The sequence below is a fragment of the Sphingobacterium lactis genome (genome assembly GCF_011046555.1).
GTDB lineage: Bacteria > Bacteroidota > Bacteroidia > Sphingobacteriales > Sphingobacteriaceae > Sphingobacterium > Sphingobacterium lactis.
Genome location: NZ_CP049246.1, coordinates 2,162,855 through 2,185,902, shown reverse-complemented (window position 1 = coordinate 2,185,902; position 23,048 = coordinate 2,162,855). Strand labels below are relative to the sequence as shown.

Annotated in this window: 27 protein-coding genes; all 27 read left to right on the top strand. The window is 41.0% G+C overall.

Annotated features, from left to right (window positions below; genetic code table 11):
• Positions 1 to 10: 10 nt before the first annotated feature.
• The 27 genes from G6N79_RS09565 to G6N79_RS09435 all read left to right on the top strand — a co-directional run bounded on the left by G6N79_RS09565 (position 11) and on the right by G6N79_RS09435 (position 22,837).
• Positions 11 to 184 carry a hypothetical protein gene (locus G6N79_RS09565; protein ID WP_160003789.1) on the top strand — a complete coding sequence of 58 codons (174 nt, stop codon included), beginning with the start codon at positions 11 to 13 and terminating at the stop codon, positions 182 to 184.
• Positions 171 to 3,185, top strand: coding sequence for a primase-helicase family protein (locus tag G6N79_RS09560; RefSeq protein ID WP_103907317.1), 3,015 nt, complete (start codon positions 171 to 173; stop codon positions 3,183 to 3,185). The genes G6N79_RS09565 and G6N79_RS09560 overlap by 14 nt, the downstream gene beginning before the upstream one ends.
• Positions 3,186 to 3,206: 21 nt before the next feature.
• The gene (locus G6N79_RS09555) at positions 3,207 to 3,404 is read left to right on the top strand and encodes a hypothetical protein (protein WP_103907318.1); all 198 of its coding nucleotides are present in this window, start codon (positions 3,207 to 3,209) and stop codon (positions 3,402 to 3,404) included.
• The gene (locus tag G6N79_RS09550) at positions 3,404 to 3,691 is read left to right on the top strand and encodes a hypothetical protein (protein WP_103907319.1); all 288 of its coding nucleotides are present in this window, start codon (positions 3,404 to 3,406) and stop codon (positions 3,689 to 3,691) included. Before G6N79_RS09555 ends, G6N79_RS09550 begins: the two co-directional genes overlap by 1 nt.
• A 10-nt stretch (positions 3,692 to 3,701) precedes the next feature.
• Positions 3,702 to 4,010 carry a hypothetical protein gene (locus G6N79_RS09545; RefSeq protein WP_103907320.1) on the top strand — a complete coding sequence of 103 codons (309 nt, stop codon included), beginning with the start codon at positions 3,702 to 3,704 and terminating at the stop codon, positions 4,008 to 4,010.
• A complete protein-coding gene (locus G6N79_RS09540) occupies positions 4,007 to 4,699 on the top strand; it encodes a hypothetical protein (RefSeq protein ID WP_103907321.1) in 693 nt (230 codons plus the stop codon). Before G6N79_RS09545 ends, G6N79_RS09540 begins: the two co-directional genes overlap by 4 nt.
• Entirely contained in the window at positions 4,696 to 4,941 is a 246-nt protein-coding gene (locus G6N79_RS09535; RefSeq protein ID WP_103907322.1) for a hypothetical protein, read from the top strand. Before G6N79_RS09540 ends, G6N79_RS09535 begins: the two co-directional genes overlap by 4 nt.
• Entirely contained in the window at positions 4,934 to 5,233 is a 300-nt protein-coding gene (locus G6N79_RS09530) for a hypothetical protein (RefSeq protein WP_103907323.1), read from the top strand. The genes G6N79_RS09535 and G6N79_RS09530 overlap by 8 nt, the downstream gene beginning before the upstream one ends.
• On the top strand, positions 5,230 to 6,924 hold the full coding sequence (locus G6N79_RS09525) for a DNA cytosine methyltransferase (protein WP_103907324.1): 1,695 nt from the start codon (positions 5,230 to 5,232) through the stop codon (positions 6,922 to 6,924). The genes G6N79_RS09530 and G6N79_RS09525 overlap by 4 nt, the downstream gene beginning before the upstream one ends.
• Before the next feature lie 837 nt (positions 6,925 to 7,761).
• On the top strand, positions 7,762 to 8,298 hold the full coding sequence (locus tag G6N79_RS09520) for a hypothetical protein (RefSeq protein ID WP_146060657.1): 537 nt from the start codon (positions 7,762 to 7,764) through the stop codon (positions 8,296 to 8,298).
• 1 nt (position 8,299) lies between these two features.
• Positions 8,300 to 8,689, top strand: a complete 390-nt coding sequence (locus G6N79_RS09515; RefSeq protein ID WP_103907326.1) for a hypothetical protein — start codon at positions 8,300 to 8,302, stop codon at positions 8,687 to 8,689.
• A 121-nt stretch (positions 8,690 to 8,810) separates the two neighbouring features.
• Entirely contained in the window at positions 8,811 to 9,710 is a 900-nt protein-coding gene (locus G6N79_RS09510; protein WP_103907327.1) for a S49 family peptidase, read from the top strand.
• Positions 9,711 to 9,738: 28 nt separating this feature from the next.
• Positions 9,739 to 11,262, top strand: a complete 1,524-nt coding sequence (locus tag G6N79_RS09505) for a hypothetical protein (protein WP_103907328.1) — start codon at positions 9,739 to 9,741, stop codon at positions 11,260 to 11,262.
• 80 nt (positions 11,263 to 11,342) lie between these two features.
• Complete coding sequence (locus G6N79_RS09500; RefSeq protein WP_103907329.1) at positions 11,343 to 11,888, top strand: hypothetical protein; 546 nt, start codon at positions 11,343 to 11,345, stop codon at positions 11,886 to 11,888.
• A gap of 53 nt (positions 11,889 to 11,941) precedes the next feature.
• Entirely contained in the window at positions 11,942 to 12,961 is a 1,020-nt protein-coding gene (locus G6N79_RS09495) for a hypothetical protein (protein WP_103907330.1), read from the top strand.
• Complete coding sequence (locus tag G6N79_RS09490; RefSeq protein ID WP_103907331.1) at positions 12,951 to 13,409, top strand: YcbK family protein; 459 nt, start codon at positions 12,951 to 12,953, stop codon at positions 13,407 to 13,409. Before G6N79_RS09495 ends, G6N79_RS09490 begins: the two co-directional genes overlap by 11 nt.
• Positions 13,399 to 14,088 (top strand): hypothetical protein, encoded by a 690-nt coding sequence (locus G6N79_RS09485; protein ID WP_103907332.1) that lies wholly within the window; start codon positions 13,399 to 13,401, stop codon positions 14,086 to 14,088. Before G6N79_RS09490 ends, G6N79_RS09485 begins: the two co-directional genes overlap by 11 nt.
• A 28-nt stretch (positions 14,089 to 14,116) precedes the next feature.
• A complete protein-coding gene (locus G6N79_RS09480; RefSeq protein ID WP_103907333.1) occupies positions 14,117 to 14,713 on the top strand; it encodes an AbiU2 domain-containing protein in 597 nt (198 codons plus the stop codon).
• A 50-nt stretch (positions 14,714 to 14,763) separates the two neighbouring features.
• Positions 14,764 to 15,711 carry a hypothetical protein gene (locus G6N79_RS09475; protein WP_103907334.1) on the top strand — a complete coding sequence of 316 codons (948 nt, stop codon included), beginning with the start codon at positions 14,764 to 14,766 and terminating at the stop codon, positions 15,709 to 15,711.
• A 136-nt stretch (positions 15,712 to 15,847) separates the two neighbouring features.
• Positions 15,848 to 17,503, top strand: coding sequence for a hypothetical protein (locus G6N79_RS09470; protein ID WP_206517944.1), 1,656 nt, complete (start codon positions 15,848 to 15,850; stop codon positions 17,501 to 17,503).
• Between the two features lie 127 nt (positions 17,504 to 17,630).
• The gene (locus G6N79_RS09465) at positions 17,631 to 17,837 is read left to right on the top strand and encodes a hypothetical protein (protein WP_200818831.1); all 207 of its coding nucleotides are present in this window, start codon (positions 17,631 to 17,633) and stop codon (positions 17,835 to 17,837) included.
• Entirely contained in the window at positions 17,834 to 19,201 is a 1,368-nt protein-coding gene (locus G6N79_RS09460) for a hypothetical protein (RefSeq protein WP_103907337.1), read from the top strand. The genes G6N79_RS09465 and G6N79_RS09460 overlap by 4 nt, the downstream gene beginning before the upstream one ends.
• A 2-nt stretch (positions 19,202 to 19,203) precedes the next feature.
• Positions 19,204 to 20,145: a DUF6712 family protein gene (locus tag G6N79_RS09455; protein ID WP_103907338.1), complete on the top strand. Its 942-nt coding sequence runs from the start codon at positions 19,204 to 19,206 to the stop codon at positions 20,143 to 20,145.
• Between the two features lie 3 nt (positions 20,146 to 20,148).
• Entirely contained in the window at positions 20,149 to 21,009 is an 861-nt protein-coding gene (locus G6N79_RS09450) for a hypothetical protein (RefSeq protein WP_103907339.1), read from the top strand.
• Positions 21,006 to 21,440 (top strand): hypothetical protein, encoded by a 435-nt coding sequence (locus G6N79_RS09445; RefSeq protein ID WP_103907340.1) that lies wholly within the window; start codon positions 21,006 to 21,008, stop codon positions 21,438 to 21,440. The genes G6N79_RS09450 and G6N79_RS09445 overlap by 4 nt, the downstream gene beginning before the upstream one ends.
• Before the next feature lie 17 nt (positions 21,441 to 21,457).
• A complete protein-coding gene (locus G6N79_RS09440) occupies positions 21,458 to 21,769 on the top strand; it encodes a hypothetical protein (protein WP_103907341.1) in 312 nt (103 codons plus the stop codon).
• A 66-nt stretch (positions 21,770 to 21,835) separates the two neighbouring features.
• Positions 21,836 to 22,837: a hypothetical protein gene (locus tag G6N79_RS09435; RefSeq protein WP_103907342.1), complete on the top strand. Its 1,002-nt coding sequence runs from the start codon at positions 21,836 to 21,838 to the stop codon at positions 22,835 to 22,837.
• Positions 22,838 to 23,048 lie beyond the last annotated feature (211 nt).

Sequence of the window (23,048 nt, the reverse complement as noted above, 5' to 3'; positions counted from 1 at the left end):
TTATTTTACTATGCATCCCGATATATCTTCTGCTATGCTTATCCAGCAGAACCAGGAAATTCAATTCCTGACAGCAATCAATATTTTCCTAATCGTCCTGTGCCTGATCTTATTCCTGGCGCTATTGATCTTCATCATGAACACCGGTTCAAATAAATCGTGTAGGGAGAATGGCGCAGTATAAGATAACCAAGGATGACATATTTACGGCGACCAATGGCGGTTTGGATATTTTCCGATTCTATATAGCTGATATCGATCAGTACGTCGGAAAGAAAAAACATTTTGTAGACCCAACTCGAAATGAAAAGACGCCATCTTCCATGATCAAGCAAACGGAAGATGGGAATTATATCGTTCGTGATTTCGGTGATACCGTCAGTAAATGGCACAATGCCATTACGTACACCCAGAAGCGGGAGAACTGCGAATACGGTGAGGCCATTGCCATTATTGCTGAACGACACGGTATAGGATCACCGGAAGCAATTAGATCCATGTACCAGGCAGAGGTATCCTCTGCGGATGCTAAACCGGATCAGAACGACAAAGAGAAATTCTTTGTACATGCCGAGGAAGTTTCGGAATCTCATTTACGCATCCTATTCTCGGACAAGGTTTGGAGCAACATCGAATATCAGCACCGGAACCGGAAGGAAGAGGAACGCCATAAAGCTGTTCTGGAACAGCTGAGGGCTGTACTTAAAGAACAGCATTGGCATGCACTGGATAGCTATACCATCATCAAGGAACGTAAAGCGATTACATTTACCGCTACGGAATTTTACCCCATTTTTCGCATTGAAGAAGAGGGAAAGAACGGTGATCGCTTTTCAAAAATTTACCAACCAAAATCCGCAAAAAAAGAAAGGCGATTCTTCTATGACGGCAAGTTTGACCCGCAGTTCTTGCATGGGTATGCCCAGGTAAAACGTGCCTATGAGCAGGTGGTTAAAGACCATGAAGATTCCAAGGATGAGGATGAGAGCAAGAAGGAAAAGCCGAAACTGGAAGAAATCATTTATTGTACGGGTGGTTCTGACGCACTAAACCTGCGTGCGCTTGGCTATCACGTGGTTTATCCATCCTCAGAGCACTTCAGGCTATCCAAGGATCAAGTCTTTAAATTATTCCAGAAGGCCAAATCAGTTATGACCTGTCCGGATCTGGATGCAACCGGCCAATTGCAGAACCACCGATTGTGCAAGTCTGATGCATCAGATTTCTTCTTGGATATCCGGACTATAGAACTACCAATGGAACTGCAGACCAAGCGCGATCAGTACGGCCGGCCCTGCAAGGACTTAAGGGATTTCCTGAAGCATTATAAAGCCTCTGACTTAAAGAATTTGGTCAAGGTGGCCATGATGTACCGGTTCTGGGATTATCAATTGGCATTTGACCGATCCGGAAACCCTAAAATCAGGTACGGTAGACCCTTATACGAATACAAGTTGTCTATGGAACGAGTGCTGAATTTCCTGGTAAAATGTGGCTTTGGGCGAAGGAAAGTAAACGAGGAAACCATGGAGTTCATCCACATCGATGGTAACTTGGTACGACCAGTAAAGCCGGAAGACATCAAGGCCTACCTGCTCAATTTTTTGCGATCCAGGTATGCCCCAGAGGATTTACTCAACGTATTGCACCGTTCCACTTCCTTGAGCAACACTTCGTTTGATTCGCTACCCGTGCTGGATCCTGATTTTCGCGATTACGATGCCTGGACCCAATACATGTTCTTCCAGAACACGACCTGGCGAATTACTGGTGCAGGGATCGAAGAAATCCCAAACAGCCGGGTGGATAAAATGGTATGGGAATCCAAGATATTAAAACACAAGGTTCGGCGACTGGATCCAATGTTCGAAGTGACGCAGGACGAAGACAAAATATTTCATCTGCAGATAAACAATTCAGATTCGATGTTCTTCCGATTTCTTATGCAGACATCCCGGATTTATTGGCGAAAGGAGCTAGAGGACAATTTGGAGGACCTGACCGCTGATGAGATCAAGGAATACAAGCAGCGCAACAAGTTTACCGTTACTGGCGAAAATCTGACCCCAGAAGAAAGATATGACCAGATTGTCCACCTGATCAATAAAATGTATGCATTCGGTTATCTCATGCACCGGCACAAAGCGCAATCCAGACCATGGATCGTGTTCGGTATGGATGACACGCCACAAAAGGATCAGGGATCATTCGGTGGTACCGGTAAGTCTATATTCTTCAATGGGATCCGAATGGTGAAGAATCTCCTCCAGTTTGACGGTAAGAACGCCAAGCTGTTTGATGATAACCACGTATTTGAACAGGTCAATTCCAACACGGATGTGGTCTATATTGATGATGCGACCCGCGAATTCCCCATGGAGCGCACGTTCTCCATGACCACCGGTGATATTACGGTGAACCCCAAGGGGAAGACCCGGACAAGTATAAAATTTGAGGAATCCCCAAAATTGGGTATCACAACAAACTTTGCCCCGGATGATATGGGCCCTTCAACCATGCGTAGGATCCTATTCTTTGGCACATCGAACTACTACCATGTGGACAAATCCGGCATGTTCAAGGAAAACCGTCAGCCGATTGATGATTTTGGCAAAGAATTCTGGTCTTCTGAGTATTCAGATGAAGAGTGGAATTTGGATTTAAATTTCATGGCGCAGTGCTGCCAGCTTTACCTTTCCTGGCCAACATGGATTGAAGCACCTATGGAAAACATTATGGACCGATCACTCACCAACAACATGGGATTCCAATTTCTTGCTTGGGCAGAGGTTTTTTTCTCAGCAGAATCCAATAGGCTCGATTGCTTTATCCCCTCTCATTTTGCCATGGAAGATTATAAAATGGAATCCTCCATCAAGAACATCACCTCTACTGGATTTAACGCCAAAATGAAATTATATGCACAGCTGAAAAAACTGACATTGAATCCCAAAGCTGTACAGAATTCGGACGGCAGGGTACTCAAGACTTGGGATGAGGTACGCTTTGACGGTCGCGATAAGAGATGGATAAAATCGGACCGGAAGAAAACACAATCCATGTTTTACCTCCAATCGGAATCATCATCGATCAGTGACCGCATTTACGACCCTACAGAACCAATTATTTCTCAGGAAGACTTTCCAGTGCCAGATCCAGAAACAAACGGCCCCAATTGGCCATAACAACATTAAAACGAGACCAACATGGAATATATCAAGAAAATCATCGACCTGGTTAAACCCAGAACCACAAGAGCCTTTAAAGGCGGAGTGGAATTGAGAGGGATAAACATGGAATCCGCTAAACAAGAAATCAGAGCTGCCATTGAGTTGAACCAGTGGCCAGTAGAAATATTCGATACAGATGTACGTCTGAAATCGATTTCAATACGCGAAAAATAATGGGAAAAATCATCCGTCCAACTTGGCCACTGGGCCTTCGCTTTATAGACAGCAAACGCCGGGAATTTGAAGTGGTGACTGTCACCATGGGAAATCCAGGATGCCTCGGCTATGAAGTTGAAATGCATAATGGATGGATGGTTAAATCTCAATTCGGGGATCATCCACAAACAGCTGCAGGGTTTGTGGACGTTTCGAACCGAAAAAGGATAATTAATGAATCGGTTGAAAACCTCGACCGGTTCTTGAAAACGGGACATTTAAAAATTATCGGATTTACAAATTAAATCTCAAATCATGAGTTACGAATCTAAATTGGAACAGAGCTTTACAAGGCTTCAGAAACTGAAATTTAGTTTACAGGTAGAAAATATCAAACGGTTTATCCATGATGCAAGACGCCGGTGGAAACCTCGAACGAAGGAAGTGAAGGCAACAGTTTATCATGGCAAAAATCAAGGAGATGTTGAATCTCATACCCTCTACTGGAATGAATACGAATGTTCCTGGACTACTAAAGAAATGGCCTTCAATGGCTATGTATTCAAAAAGGTCCAACAAATATTGAACAATGAAAAAATTGAAAAATATAACCAATCAACATGACAAGAAAAGAATTAGAGGCAATCATTGTATTTATGAACCTCTTTATGGACAATAATTTTCCCGTGCAGGAAATCAATGCGAAGTATGGGCTAAATCTAACAGAAACTACCTCCAAGGAAGATGCACTGGAAGCATATCTGGAAGAATTCGATGTAAAGTCCAAGATACTAGCCACTAAAACAATAAAAACACTTGATGAATTTGAATGTCAAAACCAAGAAGAGGATTTGATTAAATATCTGGGAGATAAACCCATTGAAATTGATGAACTATTATATTATCACATTATCTGCGGTTATGTCGTCTCAAATTGTAATATCATGCTCAAAGAAGGAATTTATATTGCTCAAAATGGCGAAGCTGAGGACGCTTTACAAGAAACCGCAATTGGACCTAAAATATTTACATATATGACGGTTAAATCATTTCCGGATGGAACATTCTGGTATCTAGGAATTTTACCTGATTTAAATTCGAGGCATAATTCTATGGAAAAAAACATTCAAACACTTCAACTATGGGCTTTTAAATGGCATGACGGCGCGATAGTTATCGATTCCATTAGATGGACGCGACATGAAGTAATTGTTTGGGCTGAAAAGTTATTTCTAATTCCTTGGAAGGAAATAAAAAAACATGGAAACACCGCGGTAAAGGTGGAATTGAAACAAAAGGAGGTTAAGCTATGAAACTGATAAACAACTTAGATAAAAAGCTAAGAGAAACCGCAAGAAACTTAATCGACAACATAGAACCTGAAAACGTCGATGCAGTTGTAGATAGTATTTTAACAGATATGTATGGAGGTGCTTCCAGTGTTTTAGAAGAAATTCTATTAAATATAGATGATTCAATGGGATACTATGAAATAGCCGAAATAATACGTGAATTAAGAGTTGAAATAGGCTTAAAATTAATGGGATATGAGTAAGAATATTTTTCAAATTCAGCAAGAAATAGCCAAAGAAAACAACGTATTAAACTGGCCTGTTTTATTGCGCTCTTTATACGGCACAATGTCAAGTTACGATGGCATGTGGTTACAATTAACGGTACGATATGCCCAGTCCCAAACACAGGAACTTATTAAACAGAATAGGGAACTTATTGAAATGTTGGAGGAAATACAAATTGACTTATTAAACATTGAAAAACCTGCAATACCTGACACACAGCTTTGCATTACAATATCCGACCTATTAACTAAATGCCAAGTCCCATGATCAACGCATTCATACTCCAGCACAAACCTTTCACCCCGCAAATAGTGAGAAATCCCGAAGCTATTAGATACATTGTCGTGGATCTATTCTGCGGCGCAGGTGGAACAACAACAGGATTTGCAAATGCTAAGGATCACAACAATAATCCCATAGCCTTAATTGCGGCATGTGTAAACCATGACCATAAGGCGATCCGGAGCCATTGGGAAAATCATCCGGAAGTATATCATTTTGAAGAGGACATCCGGACGCTTGATCCCCAACCATTAAAAGAAATTGTAGACCGATATCGGATTCTATATCCAAATGCTAAAGTCGTATTGTGGGCATCTTTGGAATGTACAAATTTTAGTAAGGCAAAAGGTGGCCAGTCCCGTGACGCTGACAGCAGAACTTTGGCAGAGCACCTGGACAGATATATTATTGCCCTTGACCCAGATTACGTTCAGATCGAGAATGTGGTTGAGTTTATGTCATGGGGACCACTGGATAAGAAAGGTCGACCAATAAGCATGAACTCAGGAAAAGATTGGTTACGCTGGAGGGAGCATATTAAATCCTTCGGGTACCGGGACGATTGGAAGAAACTGAACTCAGCAGATTACGGTGCCTACACCTCAAGATTACGATTATTCGGATGTTTTGCAAAAAAAGGATTGCCCATTGTATGGCCGGATCCTACACACTCCAAAACTGGAAGCAACACGAATACATTATTCGGAAGTGATTTAAAAAAATGGAATGCAGTTAAGGATCTATTGGATTTTGACGATGAAGGCGAATCCATTTTTGGCAGAAAAAAGCCGTTGGTTGAGAATACGTTGAAACGCATTTATGCTGGGTTAATCAAAGAAGTTGCAGGCGGCAAAGACAATTTCATCATAAAATATAATTCGATGAATAAACAAGGTAAAGTTGTCGCTCCATCAACAGATGATCCACTGCCCACCATTGCATGCCAAAATAGATTAGGTTTAGTTCAAACCTCATATTTGGTTAAGAATTATTCCGGCAACCCATTCGGAAAGATATCCTCAATCGATAGCCCGGCACCAACATTGACCACAATACCCCACGAATCCCTTGTATCCGTGACACCTTGTTTTTTGACAAAATATTACGGGAATGGGGAAAATGTTCAATCAATCGATCAACCAGCTGGGACTTTGACCACAAAGGATAGATTTACGAAAGTCCAAATTAACTGGCTAGATAAGCAGTATTCAGGACATAGAAATCATCAGTCCATCACCCAACCTGCGGGCTCAATTTTGGCAAATGATAAGCATGCATTGATAACTGCAAAGGGCTTTATCTACAATCCTTCGCACGGTGGCCACACCATGCACATAGAGCAACCCTGCGCTACGATTATTGCGCGACAGGACAAATCCCCACTTTACTTTATCCGGTACGAGATGTGCGAGCATGTGCATGTTGAGATTTATAAAGATGATCCTGAAACCATGATCAAGATAAAGGAATTCATGGCCATGTACGGAATATCAGATATCCGGATGCGAATGCTTAAAGTTTCAGAATTGAAGCTCATACAAGGTTTCCCGGAAGATTATAAGTTGTATGGTAATCAATCGGACCAGAAGAAATTTATTGGTAACAGCGTAGTTCCACATGTGGTCCAGGCTTGGGCTGAATGCCAAGGTGAAGAACTATTAAAAATAGCCGCTTAAATAAACAATGAAAATTTTCATTAAATTTGCGCCATATCGTCTGTGCAAGCGGGCGGCATGCCCAAGGGAGGTAACAATGATGTTATCTCCCTTGCTTTTTTCGATTCATTTCACCTAAACAAGAAGTTGGCCGGTAACAATCGGAACAAAATAACCGATGCTGATAAGACCGCTATTATCGAAGAGCTGAATAAAGCTATCACCCAAATACAAGCTGCTGAATAAGCAGCTTTTTTTATTCCCCAACTGTCACCCCGCCTTCTCTCCATTGTGTTTACCAGCGCTCGCGAAGCAGCGCAAAATCGTGACCGGCGCAGTATTGCCGGTCACTCCATAGCTTCCCTCCCGCCCTGTCCGGCAGATTCTCCTTTAACCTCTTATATATATTAACCTTTAAAATTCTGTAATTTTGTAATTACAGAAAATACAATAAGATAAAGGGTTGATTATAAGCGGAATACCTCATTACAAAAATTTGTAATGAAAATCTTCAAATTACAAATTTTTGTAATTTTTGTAATGAGTTCCCACCAATTACAAATTGAATATAAAAATGTAATTGATGTAATTGGAAAATGTAATGGTGTAACTTATTGATTATCAGAGGTGAATTACAAAATTACAGAATTACAAAAAAATACGCTATTTTTTGACTCGCAACTTAATTCAATGTATATTTGATCAGAAGTTGCCCCAGAATAATCTCTCCCACGCAATTCGTATTTAAAGCGAATTATATGTTTAAATAAACTACATAATACTACTATTTTTCAATACATTAAATTCGCATTTTGAGCGAAAAATCGGTAATTTTGATAATACCAATTTCAAGGTGTTATGAACGTCGTTTGCCACATACAAGATGAGATGCATCGTGAGTATCTAAACTCCAAATTTGCGATGGAAAATGGAGCATTTTCCATCTTCCGCGATACGGAACTGGGACGCTTTATCTGTTCGATGGTCCGCCAAGCAGACTTCCCTGTTGAACAGAAGATCAATCCGGATAGAGCGGTATTTTTCCGGCTGCCACGAACCTCCGCATTACCCAGCCTATTTACGCGATTCAGCTTTATCCATCCGGATGATCAGCGGAAGATCAATGATTTTCTGATCGCAACGTTTAACCAGGATTTCATCCAGTATTATTTTGTGGGTAAAAATTTAGGCCTAAAACAGAAGGATGTCATTACCAATTTTATTTTGTCAAGGAAACTGATCAGTAGAATCGGTGAGATCGAGCAATTGAAGAAACGCACGTATCGAGCGGAAGAAAAACAGCTGCAAACCATGGTAAACCGTTTGGCACGGAGGGTTCAGATCCAGAACAACATTATATCGAAGACAATTCTCGAAATCCAACAATATCAATAATATGGCACCCAAAATAATAGAATCCATCCATTATTCACCCACCCAATATATCAAGTCATTTATTGACCTTGGAAATGGCTTGGTTAATATTGAAGTTAAAGAATGGATCAAGCTCCCCATGACACCGGCATCTGGAGAAATGGAGTATACTCACAATCGAAATGATCAATATGCATATTACAGCGTATCGGTAAATGCACGTTTAACCGGTACCATCTCGCCGCTGGCAGAATCCTTGCTTAAAATTAGGCTATGCAATGGAGAAGAATGGATCATAGGTACGCCGTACATCCCGGTGCTATCAAGGATCAGGGTCGACCTTGGGATCACCAAGTTTGATTTCAGCCATAAGACCAATACACCACCATTCAGACTTAATCCAATAGCTTAAACATTTTCATTCAAACATTTACCAATGGCCGTTCCAATTAACTGGAGCGGCTATTTTATTTGCAAAATCGTCCTTTCCCACCCTACCGCATAAATCCACCTTTGCAGTAAAGAAATTTAGCATGCAAAGAAAAATTGAAGCAAACTGGCAACATCACCTGATCGATGCGATTCTTCGCGGGCAATTCATGCTCCGACCGGAACTTGCCATGGGCATGGGTCCTCAGATTCAAGGGATCGTTAATTCCAACAATGTGTTCCAGAACAATTTCCAAACCCTGGATAACATAAGCATCATGGCCTACGAAGATGACGAGGAACATAATGCTGAGGATATCGGCGATGAAGGATCCAAGGTAATCGTTCTCCCGGTGAAGGGCACCATGCTCAAATACGGAACCCTCTGCACGTACGGCATGGTAGAAATTGCCAGCTACATAAAATATTTTGCGAGCAAAGAAAACGTTTCGGCAATCGTCCTGGATATCGATTCCGGAGGAGGAGCTGTAAATGCCGTTCCACCCCTATTGGATGCAATTCAGTTTGTGAAATCATTGGGCAAACCAATTGTTGCGCATTGTGATGCAGCATGTTCCGCTGCCTACTGGGTGGCCTCTGCATGTGATCATATCTACTGCAATAATGATGTTTCCTCCATATTCGGCTCTATAGGCGTTATGCTATCCTTCCTGGACATGATCCCTTATTACGAAAAACAGGGCGCCAAATTCCATGAGATTTATGCGGATCCGTCCGGTGATAAGAACCTTGCCTTTCAGAAGGTAATGAAGGGAGACTATGCCCAGATCAGGGAGGAGATGCTCAACCCAATGGCCCTTAAATTTCAAAATGCCGTAAAAGCGAATCGTGGGAATGCCCTTGTATTGGATACGCCTGGAATCCTATCAGGAGCAACCTATGCCGGCGAACAATCCGTGCGCATCGGCTTAGCGGATAAAATCGGAACCCTTAAAGATGCAATTGACTATGCCTCGGTACAATCCTGGGCTCCAAAAAATTAAAATTTATCAACCTAATCCTATTTAAAAAATGAATTGGAATAAAATTAAAACCCTAGTATTAACAGCTTTAGGAATCACTTCTATTGCTGAAAACAAACTTACCGCGGAACAGGAAGAAACCATCAAGTTAGCTTATGGTGAAAATGTTCTGGCAAAGTTTAAGGAAGGTTTGGCAGCAGAAAATCCGCAAGATCATGCCAAGGCAATTCACGAAGCAATGAAGGCTTTTTTCGCTCCTGAGGCGGAAGAAGCAACCAATGGCATTGCCGCTCAACTGGAAGCATCGATTGCTGAGAACAAGAGGAAAGACAGTCTAATCGAGGCATTGATGGCCTCCGCTGAGGAAATTCCAAATCCAGAAACTAATGAATTCCAAGGTAAAGCAGGTGTTCCTAAGGTAATGTCCGTTCTGCGTAAAGCGGGACATTATGCTGCAGCATTTGGATTCCTAGCCACAGGATCCATGATCTCGGCACAGGGCAAAACTATGGATGTGGATGCCGTTCGCCAGGAATTTGGGACCTATTTGAGCATGAATGGAAATAACCTTGAAATTGTCCGTCAATTATTCAATGGCTTTACTTCCTCAAAATATTTCAAATCAGTCCCTGCTGTAACCGAACATAGAGCAGTACAGGCACAGATCAATTCGGTGGTACAACAATTCACACCGAAGTGGACACCTAAAGGAAACACAAAATTCACGCCTTTAGTGATAAAGAACCGTAGGCACAAGATCAATGTTCCTATCATTCCTGCTGAAGTTCTTGATTCCTACCTATTCCATCTGTACGATGAGCGGTTATCTCCGGATCAGATGCCTATCACAAAATACATCTGGGAACAATTGATCTATCCACAGATCCTTGATGACATTGAATTGAGAATGATCTTTAAGGGAAAATATGTGGAGAACGCAGACCCCAATACGCCAACTGATCCTGAGGACAGCATGGATGGAATCGAGACTATTTTGGTTAGCCAAAAAGCTTTGGGCGCAGCCTCCAAGGTCAATTTCACCGATGCAACGATCAACTGGGACACAGCTACTGCTGAACAAATCCTAGCGTTCTTCGAATCATTTGTGGACAAATTGACGCCATTGTACAAGAACAAGAAGATGAACATCTATGTATCACCTGAGGTCTACCGAAAATACCAACGGTCCTACAAGAAGGTCTGGGGTCAAAACAGTGGGCAAGATGGTGATTTCGGTACAGCGAAAATTGATTATTCAGTCAATACTTTAGTTGCTCTGGATGGTATGTCAGGGTCTCCGATTGTCTTCTCTACTCCAGATGGAAACATGGTGAAGTTACGTCACAAGAATGAAGTTCCAAACGTAATCAACGACGTTCAGAAGCACGATTATGAAGTTCGTTTGTTTGGGGAATTTTGGTTAGGCGTAGGCTTCCAGATTGCTGAGGCCGTATTTGCTTACGTGCCTGCTGGATACGACCCGCAAGCTGGACTTAGACCATCCAATCAATTTCCTGATGGAAGTGCACCTGTAGAAGAGCCAGCATCGGCTGGTGGTGCCGGTGGTATCTAACATTTATTAATCAACCATAATCTCTGGGCAGTCCTAGACTGCCCTATTTAACAAATCGATCATTTTTAAATCTTAAAAAAATGCCATATCAAAGAGTTTCACTAAAGAAGAAATCCGGTGCTCCCAAGCCAGTAAATTCTCAGATCATCCTCATTCCCTATGATGATATCGCTACATTCCCAACGCGAGGAATTGAGGATGTATTGGTAACCGGTGATATTACAATGAAAGCTGCAGCAACGGCAATTGGCTTATATGCCACTTCTTCCTCAATTTCCAGACCCGATAATTTAGAAGGGGAAACTGATGAAGAGGGATTCATTCAAACTTTAACCTTTACCCATCCAGGAAACTACCTGGAGATCGAAGAATTCAAGCAGAAATGGATCGGTCAACCATTTATCGCGATTACGGATGAATGTGGTGATGGTAAAGGTAAAATGGTGCATGGGTGGCAATGTAATCCCCTGTATTTTGGCTTGGAAAATCAGCGAAATAACGAGGCCAACAAATCTACCTTCAATTTTGCACAGAAAATCAGGGGGCAATTTGTTGCCGGCTTCTACCAGGGGGCAAATCCAGCATTAGCCCCTGACACAACAGGGTCAGCATCTGGAGGAATTTAATAAAGAGGCACAGGGCAACCTGTGCCTTTATTTAAACCTATAATACCAATCTAATGACACAACTTACCGAAAATCAAAATAAAGTGATTGACGGCCTTAAAAATGGCCACAATTCAATTGAATCTCTGGTTACCAGTACCGGCTTAGCTAAGCGAACCGTAATTGGCACTTTAACCTCACTCCTCAAATCTGAATTAATTGTAAAAGAGGAAGATGACACCTATAGCATCAATGGATTTATCGAGGTTGCAGGTGATGACCAGGAAACTGAAAATCAGGAACGAAACGATGTTCAGCCAATCCAGGTACTTATTCCCTACCTCAAATCGGAAGCTGCCGGTGACGAATTAAAAATTGCACTGCGCGCTTTGCAACAAAATTTAAAGATGCCATTCGAGGTTGTCATTATTGGCGATCAGGAGGATTGGTTCTCACCTGAGATCACTTATATCCCGCATGAACAACATTTGGTCAAGGAGGTATGCAATTGCCCAGCTCCCGCTATGATCCGGAACCCACAGGCCGATGTGAACCATAAAATTTTCACTGCCATCAGCTCGGGAATTATTTCGGGTAATTTCATCCTATCCAATGACGACATATTCCTACTGGCTCCAACGTATCCCGAGGACATTGGGATCCTAAAAGCATTCCGTGATGACCTGAATAAGACAGGAACCGGCACATCCTTGTATGCACAGAATAATTTACGCGCCGCCAAGGCATTGGCTGCCAACTCGCTGCCGAGCGTGAGATACGGAACGCATACACCAATGTTATTCAACGCGGATAAATTGCTGGAAATCATTGAAAAATACAATTGCCTGGAAAACGGTTATCCCATTGAATCCTTGTATTTCAATGAGCTTTATCCGGATGCGAGACCATTAATCCTATCCGGAGATGCGAATGATTCATTGTTGGCATCTGCTTACCGGGCAGACATTCCGAAGAACGTTTTGGATAATGTATTCAAGGAACGTAAATTTTTAAATAGTAATTCGAAAGGCTGGATTTCCATTAAAGAACATTTGGAAGAAGCCTTCCCAAACCCTTCCCGTTATGAGCTCTAAGAAGGGAATGGTTATAGCCATTCTAGCAGCAGCTGTTCAGCATGGCATCAAGACGGATGGGGATTATCTGGAATTCAATGCGAGTGCTCCAAATTTTCAATTGACCGAAAATTTCAAGCTGCATGAATTTCTAACCAAAAACAAGGCGAATACATTCACCAGGATAAATGCCAATATCATAGCCGAGCTCCAGCTATACCGAACCGAATTTGGTTCTGCTGTAAGAATTTCCTCCAGCTATCGGTCATCAGCTTACAACAAGTCGGTAAATGGAGCCACTTCGAGTGAGCACCAATTAGGGAATGCGCTGGACACTTACCCACTGAATGGAAACATCAAAGGATGGAAGCAAACCGTAAAACGCAATAAGAAATCAGGCGGAATCGGGTATTACAAAACGTTTGTCCATATCGATACCGGCAGAACCAGGACATGGAATGGAAGTTAAAAATCTTGTTCATAATTGGTTATTAGGCGGAGCCGACCCTGAGGTCGGCCTTCGCTTATTTATGGATTATGTAGATGCTAATAGCGCCGTTTCCCGGCTGATCTCAAAGAGGCCGGAACGCCACCTGCAGACCATCCGGATATCACTGCTGAAGGCAGCCGGTTTACCACTGACTTTTTCTGTCGAGCAAAAGAAGATTGCTTCACAACCGCAAAAAGAGGATTACCGATTGAGAAATCAATGGCCATTTCTCGCGGATCCTGAATGCCCGCCGGAATTAAAGCTGCTGATATCGGATAAAATAACTGCGTACACTATTTGCGTATCCGAATATGACAATCTTACTGCAGGAACCCACGAGGACCAGCTACGATCAGTCAGCCGATTGGTCGATAATTTTATAAATAATCACCGGATTTTTAAGGAACTGGAACATTACAATAAAAATAAATCCGTACTGGGCCACCATGAGGTCTTTAGCCAGTACAAAAAGCTTAAGGCGCTTCGTGGGATGACCACAATGGACTTGTTCAAGAAAAAAAAGAATCTGGAAAATAACATCTGGAGAACGGAATCAAAAATCAAACTTGAAAAGAGACAAGATCTGCTTGCTGGAAGAGAATCAAAGTTAAGGGAGTTTAAAATGCAATTGGCTGAAGTGAATAGATTATTGGAGTAAATTTGGTATTATAGTAAAATTTTGATTTATGACTATAAAAGATTATTCTGAGCTCGTACTTGGCATAAATAGAATTGTGTTTGAAGCTAAACATAATTACTCTGCTTTTTGTGGAATTTACTATAATGACAATTTTAATGTGAGTTTACCCATTCCAACAGCCTTATTAATGTTAATGAAAAATCATTATCATGTATATGTAATGGAGATATCGAAGTTACTTTCAAGCGGTGACAATCATTTCAATATTAATAAAGCTTTAAATGGTATTAGACAAAATGAAAAATATAGGGAAGAAGCTCAACAAGTGAAAAATGAGATAAATATGCTGAAACCTGCTATCGATTCAATACGAGCAACTCGAAATAATATTTTTGCTCATTTAGATCAAAACTATTATAATTTCAAAAATTCATTAACAGAAACCCAAAATAGCGAATTAAACAACGTTATTTTCAAAGCGGTGGATTTCTTAAATTCTACACTTCAATTACCAGAATATGTTGATTATAGGAAAATGCAAAGTCCTGATTCTATTGCTTTCTATAATCTTATTTTTACAGAGCTAATAAATACTGGAAAAGCAGACAATCTTCCCAAACAAGATGCTAAAGTTTTGTATTAGGCTTTAGTATCGTCCTTTCCATGCCACGTTATCTGTGGCATTTTTGCTTTATGGAGCAAACCAAACCCATAAGGCACCCTAACCTCAATTTATCCGATGAAGAATGGGATAAGCTGGAAATTCTTTCCGGATTAGATTATTCAATCGATAAAATTGCAACCTATTTCGGAATCAATAAAACCATCTTCCGACAAATTGCAGCCGATGATGATTCTTTCCTGGCAGAAAGACTCAAGGCTGGCAAGATTAAGCAGGATATGGATGAACGATTGGGCCTTCATCGTTTAGCCGCGGAAGGAGATGTGCCGGCACAGAAACAGATCCATGACATTAAACGGACCAGAGCTTTCAAAATTTCCAAGATGGATATTTTCGGAACTTTTGAAAGCAAGAAAATCCTGGAATCCCTGAATGATTATATTCAAGCGGGAAAGTCCATAAAAGACATTTCGGCCGAAGAACAATTATACATCGACACCTTGGTATTTATTCGCGACATGGATGGAATCTATGGACGCAAGGCCACGGTTGAATTCTTTGTAAAACATTTTGGCCTTAAGCATCAACGAGCATCGGAAATGTATGAAGAATCCCTGAACCTATTCTTTGGCAACCGAAATATCAATAAGAAATCTTTACGAGCAAAGTTTGCTGATAAACTGGAGCAAGCTGCGAATGTTGTTGCACAAAATGCCGAATCATCTAGAGATTGGGAGGTATATGGCAACCTCATCAAGCAGGCTGCCTCCATGCTTGAGTTGGATAAGCCGGATGTGGAGAAACTTCCTAAAGAGATGTATCTACCAACCATTAAAGTCTATACACTGGATGCTGAAACAGTTGGCCTACCTCCGATCAACCGGATGGAACTTGCCGCTGAGATTGATGCCCTGGATCACCCTGAATCCGTAAAGGAATCACTCAAGCAGGATGCCCTGATCAACAAATTGGATATTGCCTCCAGGTTGGATAAAATCGAAGAGGATTTCAAGAAATAATCACCATAAAACCACCTTAACCACTAATCCACACATGGCCTGGAGACCAAAAATTAAAATCACCAAGGAAATATCACAAGCATTTGCAAACTGGGTCGCTCAATTCGCAGCGCTCATTCTGTCAAGATTCCTTTACATGGTCCTAGGCAGGGGTTCTGCCAAGACTACAGAAATCGTAGTGGAGCGCTTAATTGCGATGGTTTATGATCTTCCAGGAGCGCCGATAGTCTGGGTATCCGACACCTATTCCAATCTCCAGAAGAATGTATTGCCATCCGTACTGGAGGGATTGGAACGGAAGGGATTCAAAGAAGGGGTTCATTTTGTTCTTGGCAAGCAACCTCCAGAATTTTCAGAAGCGGAAAAGGTGGATCTTCCACCGGAAATCCGAGAACATTTCTGGAAGCCTTACAACCGACTGGTATCCTACAAGCACACGATGATCTTCTTCACCGGTTTGAATATCACATTCGGATCGTTGGATCGTCCAGCGTCGCTAGCAGGTCGATCCTATGTACATGTGATTGGGGATGAGGTCAAATATTTTATTGAGCATAAAATAGCCAACTTACTTAAAGCGGTTCGTGGCTATGCTGTAAAATATGGCAAATCGCCATTTTACCGTGGCCATACCTTTACCACAGATATGCCGAACACCAAGAACATTGGTGAGCATGACTGGATCCTGAAACAGGTGAACAAAATGAAGAAGTCCGCCATATTGCGGATCCTAAAAGCGGCAATAGTGCTCAATGAATGCATCCAGGAGCGCATTTATTTTCAACAGAAAAATGATCATGAGGAAGCCGCAAAGAAACTGAGGACTGAGGAAAGATGGCGTGAAAGGTGGAAATCATTACGCATGCAGAAAGATGGGCAAACATTATTCTTTATTGCCTCCTCCCTGGTGAATATTGATATCCTTACCCCTGATTGGTTCTCCGACGCAATACAGAGTGATTTAGGCGACGTCGATACAGCAGTCCTATCCCTTAAATCGTCATTGGAATCAGGTGATAGGTTTTATGCGAATATCGGCGAAAAGCATTTTTACCGGGATGGTAAAGATGCCAGATGGGCTGAACATTTTGGTATTGATGATCAGGAAGACTGTAGGATCTTGACGAACTTGAATCGGAAAAAAATCATTGAAGTAGGTTTGGATTTCGGAAATATGATTTCCATGACCATTGGCCAACCCAAACCCAACAATGAATATAAGATCCTCAAATTTATGTATACCCTCTCCCCTGATTGGATTCCTAAATTGGCGGCGAATTTTCGTGAATATTTCAATCGTCAGGAAGAGAAGGTCATCAATGCGTATTATGATCGTGCCGCCAACAATTATAAAGATGCAAAGGTAGATTTGGCCCAAGCGTTCAAGAATGCCATAGAATTTCAGGAAGATGGAAGAACGAAAACTGGTTGGAAAGTTAACCTCATGTCCAGGAACCAGGGAAATATTGGTCAAGCAGAGGAGTATATCTTTATGCAGGAATTATTCTCAGGCTCGAATCCGAAACTCCCCAAGATTGATATTGACTTCTTCGAATGCAAGCAATTAAAGGCTTCCCTGGAGGGTGCGAGAACTAAGATTGTTCCCAACAAACGAGGGGCATCTGTGACGACAAAGGATAAAACGTCGGAGAAATTCCCAATCCACCGCCTTCCCATGGAATCGACGAATCCATCCGATAGCTTTAAATATTTGATGATGCGGAGAGAATGGAGGAATCTGGTGAAGCACCGGACTTCTCAGCATATTTCAGAATCATCGGTTGTTGGATAATTGTCCTTTATGATCCATACCATTTAATTGATTTTTGGTCTTACAAACATTACTCATGACCATATTCGAGGCAATTACTGAAATGAGGCGACTTTCTAAATTGGGAAAAACCTTCAGCTTTACTTTTATGTCGTACTCTCTATCCCGGGGTACTTCAGATGGTATTGTGGAAGTACATAATGCCCGATTGAGGAATCGTGGACAAATCCAGTATAACCAATTTGCAGAGCTTCAGGAAGAATATATCAATACCAATACCGGTGAACCCAGAAGGTTCTGGCATTGCTGCCTGTTATCCCTGAACGGTCAATCCTTAAAATTTGTAGCTGAATGAAGAACGAACAGATAACCGATAAAACGAATGCGATCCATTTACCGGACGGATCCGTCTATACCGTTTCCATGTCACATGGACGCGATGATGCCCATTTTTCTCAACTATTTTCCGCAAACAATTCCTGGGAGCTTGATCCAAGCATCGTGATGGGTAAAAAGATCGTGAGCTATGGACACAACAATGATCTACCGGTAGTTATTCGTCGGGTTATGGACAATTCAAATATCGGCCCTGGCATCCTGGAACGTAAAATAGGTCTTCAATATGGGGATGGCCCATTCCTATATCGTGAAGAAATCGACGATGATAACAATAAGATCCGGGTTCCCGTCCGGAATGCTGAAATTGAAGCCTGGTTGAAATCGTGGGATTCCGATCGTTACATTGAAATCATGACAACGGAGTTCATCCATCTGAAGGGATATTATACCCGATGGTACCGGAACAAGGGACCCCGGATCGGCGGAAAGCCAAAGATTGTAAAACTGGAGCCTGTCCTCAATACCTGGGCAAGATTGGAGTGGCCGGAACATCCGGAAAAGCGTCTGGAAAATGTAAAACATATTTTCGTTGGGGATTTTGAAAACAATTGCCTTCACTCAGGAATTGCCACATTCCCTGTATTCGATAAGAATCAGCCATTTACTTATGGCGTTTCCATGAGTTACCATAATCTGTACAGCTTCTCCAGGAACTTCTACTCCATCCCCTCCTATTATGGAACGTTGAAATGGCTGAGCACAGCCTCGGATATTCCGGACATTATCAATTATTTAACCGTAAATGGTATTTCAGCTGCATTCCACATCCATTCTCCGCAAGGCTATTGGGATGATAAGCGACAGAAATTAGCTGAACGATTTCCGGATGAAACCGACGCGCAGATAGACTCTCGGTTAAAAGATGTCAAAGAGGAATTGTTCCGTTCCATTGCCAATGCTTTGGCCGGCAAGGAGAATGCGGGGAAATTTATTGAAACAGTGGATTTCCATGACTTGGATGGCAACCTATGCGCATGGAAAATAGAACCCATAGAGCAATCCATCAAAGAATTTATTGAATCCCAGATCAAGGTTTCCGAAAAAGCTGATTCAGCGGCAACCTCCGGAATGGGATTGAATCCGGCATTGGCCAACCTTATTACCAACAATTCATTCTCCGGTGGTTCTCAGCAACTGTATGCAGCCAAATTCCATGTGCTAACTGATGTGAATATTCCGGAGCGTATTATTTTCGAAGCCTTAAATCAGGCTATTCAAGTCAATTGGCCAGGTACCGATATAAAGATTGGTTTTTACCGAAAGGTCATTATGAAGGAAGATGAAGTTTCTCCGAAAAATCGGATTAAAAATCAAGTTTAATTATGATCATTAAAGACAGCGAGACTTTAAGGAAGTTGACAACATCCTGGTATGCATCAAATGATTTTGACAGAATCATCCAGCATATTGAAATTGAAACGGAAGAACTGGCCAAAGTGGTTGGAGATGGGCTTATGGAGCAAGCTCTCGATATTGCAGAAAAACCCACAGCCAGCGCCAGTGAACTGAAATTATTGAAAATGGTCCAATTGCCGGTAGCTTTGATGGCAACATTTCGGTTCTACCAACTGAACCTAGTTTCACATGATCAATCCACCAGAAAGATCAAGATCGATGATCAGAACGAAAAGCTGCCATGGGAATGGATGTTGGATCGGGATGATGCAGCACACCTATCCAGTGCCCAGCGTGCCGTGGACCGATTGATTGGATTCCTTGATAAGTCTGGAAATGACGCATGGGAAAAGTCAACCCAGAAAATAGCATCAAAAAAATTATTCATCAACAATACAGCAACATTCGGCGAGTATTATCCCATTGACAATTCCGCACGATTCTATTATTTAGCACTTCCCTTGCTCCAGGAGGTTCAAACAACGGATTTACGGAAGGCACTTGCCAACGACTATAAACCATTGTTGGAAGCATTTCAGAAAGGCAACCTCAATCAATACCAAATGGAATTGTTGGAGATTACCCAACGCGCGCAGGTGCTGGCGACCATTGCCTTGGCTGTCCGGAGATTGAACACGCAGGTATTACCTGCAGGAATTGTGAAAACGATGATCTCTGAGCGTCACACGGCCAATGCAAGCAGGCCAGCAGATAAAGAGGAACTCTCTTATTTCAGCAAACGGATTGAAATGGATGCATTTGCCTGCATTGATGAAATCAAGCGGAAACGATTTGAACAAACTCCGGAATTCCTGGAGTACAAAATGCTGCCGAAAAATGATCCAGGGGATAAATTTGCAAGTACTTAAGCCATGCACAGTATTGAGATTCCATCAAAACAACAAATCGTAGAGATTCCGAGCGATTGGGACGAATGTTCTCCGGCTCAGGTTGAATTTATCTTGGAGCTCGCCTTTGAAGTAATGGCAGGATCCCGTTCTCTGGCCGATTTCAGAATCAAGATATTTTCGAAATTGACAGGGTTAAAATTTGGCTTTATGTATTTCCTGAGGAATCGACTGGGCCTAAACAATGCAGTCAATGAGCGGATCTATCAACTGTCCCAGGAATTGTGCAATTGGATATTCGTGGAAAATGAAGATGAAAATCTGGAACTGCAGTACAATACCATTACCAATAACTTTCCTGTGCTGTTGGAAAATTATTATGGGCCTGATCAATTAATTTCCGATATGACATTAATGGAGTTCAAAAATTCCATTACGTTGTTGGATCAATATTATGAGGCCAAAGATCAGGAAGAAGAAGCTGAACTGTTGCTCAATTATTTTATTGCAACCATCTATCGGCCGAAAAACGAGCGTGGGGAGCGAAGAAGTTTGCACAATTATATTATTGAACCGGAGATTTTCACCAAGGTCCCGACCTGGAAGAAACAAGTGATCGCGATCTGGTTTTCATTCTGTATAAAATGTCTCCAGGAAGAAGATCTTGATATCTACGGCATCGACGTCAATCTTTCCATACTCTTCCCGCAGACAGCAACTTCATCAAACAATACGCAGAGGGTAAATTTAGGATGGACTGGAGTGCTGATGGATATTGCGGAATCAGGCGTCTTTGGCGATGCAACATCCACTGGACAAACATTGCTATACGATGTGCTGCTCTTTTTATTAAAAAAACATCAAGATCAACCAAAAACACCATGATAACAGTACTAGAATTCAACAAAATTTGCAAAGATATCGTAGAATCCATCGGGATTAAAGGCTATGTTCTATGCAGCACAGAGGAACAGGTGATGAAAAAATTAAAGGATAAATCCGGCATTCAATTGGTCGCTGTATATCCGAATTACTCATTTTCTGGTCAGGAAGATTCGTATAAGGATCTGCATGAAATTCTGTTCTATATGGTAACCCGGCAAGTGGAAGGAACTTCTGATGATAAGGAACTTGCTCAGTATGCTGATACGCAGGCAGCTATTATGGAATTGAAGCAATATCTGTTTGGAGAAGGTGATCATGACACCGGGTATTGTCGCCTATTTCCTGAAGGTGATATTTCCACGGTGAACATTATTCCGGAATATAATGTATTTGGTGGGTACCTGGGTTGGTCAATGGTGATTGAGTTATAAAATTGATATATTTGATTATGGGATTATTGAAGAAAATAAAGAGGAAAGCCAAACCTATTCAAACTGTTGGATCAATTACCAACAAGTTTATTCTCATTGATAAGTTGAAGCATCAGAAAATGTTGGAAACGGGAGATTCAGGTGTCTTCTATACCTATTTGGACATATTGAAAATAAATAAGGACCCCAGTAATTTCCTAAAGAACCTATATGTTTATGGTAGGAACACCGGACTTCTGAAACAAGGAGAAGTCCTCCAGGTTCGAGATATGGATGATAGTGTGCTACTGGCATCTATACAAGCTGATAAAATTACACTGCACTACTAATTAATAAAAGCCGAGGTTCATTTCTCGGCTTTTTTGGTATATTGGAGGCCACCAAACTATTTATTTATGAAACTACTGGGGATTTTTGATTTATTCTTCATTCAGGATTTTTATGGCGAAAATGGAACCGATTGGGCAGCAATAATTGTAGGAGCCATTCTTTCAGCTTTAGTCGCTTGGATGACTGTTTCTCTAACACTTTACTACCAAAAGAAATCAGAAAATGAAAAACAAAATAGATTTAATTCAAATAGAAGATCCACTATAATTGAAATCAACAAAAAAATCCACAAAGGGTATTGTAATCATATAAAACATTTGAAAAAAGGAATTAGAAAAAATTTTTTTGGCAGTAATTCCTTCAATGCAATCCACACTTTTAACACCTTAGTTTATAATCATCTCGATCGCTATGATATTGAGGACCTTTTGGAAGCAACTACAGAACTTTCTTTTGATAAGCAGGAGCGTTTATTGTTAATTAATTACAAATTAAGCGTTACATCAATAAAACAAACCTTAGATTCCCTTTCGCTTAAAAATGATGAGAATGCTAGAGAAATTGAAAGAATTGCTAAAGACACTGATCTGCATCTCACCGAAGTATTACCAGAAATACAAAACATTGTTTATAAACATGATGGATTAAAAATTCTATTAAAAAAGAGCTTACTATTTCCCGGTTTACTAGTAATTACTGATAAAAATTTAGCCGACCTTTTTAATCTTGTTCATTCTCTTGATCATTATATCATAAAATATCAAAGAAATTATTTTAAAGGATCAATCAGAATTCACCAATTAATTCTTTTAAAAGGATTATTAAAAACCTTGAGAAAGTATCAAAATTTAAAGATTGTTGATGTTAGAATTGCCCAAAAGATTTCAACTGGTATAGAAATGATAAAAAAAGAGAAAATTAAATATAACCTTCATAGAAAAACTAATGAGAATCATGCGGAGATTCTCAAAGTTGACTTCAAAAGGTTTGAAGAGTTTTCAAGACTTTTACGTTCAAAACACCAAAAATATTCAACAAAGCAAAATAAAAAATCAATATTCTATTGATTTTCAAACAATTAATACGGAATAGATATATAAAAATTTCTCCTTCACTAAAATCAGGCCGCCCGCCCTGTCCGTAAAATGCAGTTGCACTTTTAGGAACGGTTCCAGAAATATGACAGCCTTTAAAAAAACCGCCTTTAAACATACTTAAAGGCGGTTTTTGTTTTAGTAAAAACGAAAAAAGATATAACAAGCAATTATTACAGATCTT

What these genes read in the sequence shown, in the direction of transcription:
- G6N79_RS09490 (WP_103907331.1), top strand. Translation starts at nt 12,951, where the DNA reads ATGAGCTCTAAGAAGGGAATGGTTATAGCCATTCTAGCAGCAGCTGTT.
- G6N79_RS09465 (WP_200818831.1), top strand. Translation starts at nt 17,631, where the DNA reads ATGTCGTACTCTCTATCCCGGGGTACTTCAGATGGTATTGTGGAAGTA.
- G6N79_RS09510 (WP_103907327.1), top strand. Translation starts at nt 8,811, where the DNA reads ATGCAAAGAAAAATTGAAGCAAACTGGCAACATCACCTGATCGATGCG.
- G6N79_RS09455 (WP_103907338.1), top strand. Translation starts at nt 19,204, where the DNA reads ATGATCATTAAAGACAGCGAGACTTTAAGGAAGTTGACAACATCCTGG.
- G6N79_RS09500 (WP_103907329.1), top strand. Translation starts at nt 11,343, where the DNA reads ATGCCATATCAAAGAGTTTCACTAAAGAAGAAATCCGGTGCTCCCAAG.
- G6N79_RS09485 (WP_103907332.1), top strand. Translation starts at nt 13,399, where the DNA reads ATGGAAGTTAAAAATCTTGTTCATAATTGGTTATTAGGCGGAGCCGAC.
- G6N79_RS09480 (WP_103907333.1), top strand. Translation starts at nt 14,117, where the DNA reads ATGACTATAAAAGATTATTCTGAGCTCGTACTTGGCATAAATAGAATT.
- G6N79_RS09525 (WP_103907324.1), top strand. Translation starts at nt 5,230, where the DNA reads ATGATCAACGCATTCATACTCCAGCACAAACCTTTCACCCCGCAAATA.
- G6N79_RS09545 (WP_103907320.1), top strand. Translation starts at nt 3,702, where the DNA reads ATGAGTTACGAATCTAAATTGGAACAGAGCTTTACAAGGCTTCAGAAA.
- G6N79_RS09555 (WP_103907318.1), top strand. Translation starts at nt 3,207, where the DNA reads ATGGAATATATCAAGAAAATCATCGACCTGGTTAAACCCAGAACCACA.
- G6N79_RS09435 (WP_103907342.1), top strand. Translation starts at nt 21,836, where the DNA reads ATGAAACTACTGGGGATTTTTGATTTATTCTTCATTCAGGATTTTTAT.
- G6N79_RS09495 (WP_103907330.1), top strand. Translation starts at nt 11,942, where the DNA reads ATGACACAACTTACCGAAAATCAAAATAAAGTGATTGACGGCCTTAAA.
- G6N79_RS09505 (WP_103907328.1), top strand. Translation starts at nt 9,739, where the DNA reads ATGAATTGGAATAAAATTAAAACCCTAGTATTAACAGCTTTAGGAATC.
- G6N79_RS09450 (WP_103907339.1), top strand. Translation starts at nt 20,149, where the DNA reads ATGCACAGTATTGAGATTCCATCAAAACAACAAATCGTAGAGATTCCG.
- G6N79_RS09530 (WP_103907323.1), top strand. Translation starts at nt 4,934, where the DNA reads ATGAGTAAGAATATTTTTCAAATTCAGCAAGAAATAGCCAAAGAAAAC.
- G6N79_RS09535 (WP_103907322.1), top strand. Translation starts at nt 4,696, where the DNA reads ATGAAACTGATAAACAACTTAGATAAAAAGCTAAGAGAAACCGCAAGA.
- G6N79_RS09565 (WP_160003789.1), top strand. Translation starts at nt 11, where the DNA reads ATGCATCCCGATATATCTTCTGCTATGCTTATCCAGCAGAACCAGGAA.
- G6N79_RS09445 (WP_103907340.1), top strand. Translation starts at nt 21,006, where the DNA reads ATGATAACAGTACTAGAATTCAACAAAATTTGCAAAGATATCGTAGAA.
- G6N79_RS09560 (WP_103907317.1), top strand. Translation starts at nt 171, where the DNA reads ATGGCGCAGTATAAGATAACCAAGGATGACATATTTACGGCGACCAAT.
- G6N79_RS09515 (WP_103907326.1), top strand. Translation starts at nt 8,300, where the DNA reads ATGGCACCCAAAATAATAGAATCCATCCATTATTCACCCACCCAATAT.
- G6N79_RS09440 (WP_103907341.1), top strand. Translation starts at nt 21,458, where the DNA reads ATGGGATTATTGAAGAAAATAAAGAGGAAAGCCAAACCTATTCAAACT.
- G6N79_RS09470 (WP_206517944.1), top strand. Translation starts at nt 15,848, where the DNA reads ATGGTCCTAGGCAGGGGTTCTGCCAAGACTACAGAAATCGTAGTGGAG.
- G6N79_RS09475 (WP_103907334.1), top strand. Translation starts at nt 14,764, where the DNA reads ATGGAGCAAACCAAACCCATAAGGCACCCTAACCTCAATTTATCCGAT.
- G6N79_RS09540 (WP_103907321.1), top strand. Translation starts at nt 4,007, where the DNA reads ATGACAAGAAAAGAATTAGAGGCAATCATTGTATTTATGAACCTCTTT.
- G6N79_RS09550 (WP_103907319.1), top strand. Translation starts at nt 3,404, where the DNA reads ATGGGAAAAATCATCCGTCCAACTTGGCCACTGGGCCTTCGCTTTATA.
- G6N79_RS09460 (WP_103907337.1), top strand. Translation starts at nt 17,834, where the DNA reads ATGAAGAACGAACAGATAACCGATAAAACGAATGCGATCCATTTACCG.
- G6N79_RS09520 (WP_146060657.1), top strand. Translation starts at nt 7,762, where the DNA reads ATGAACGTCGTTTGCCACATACAAGATGAGATGCATCGTGAGTATCTA.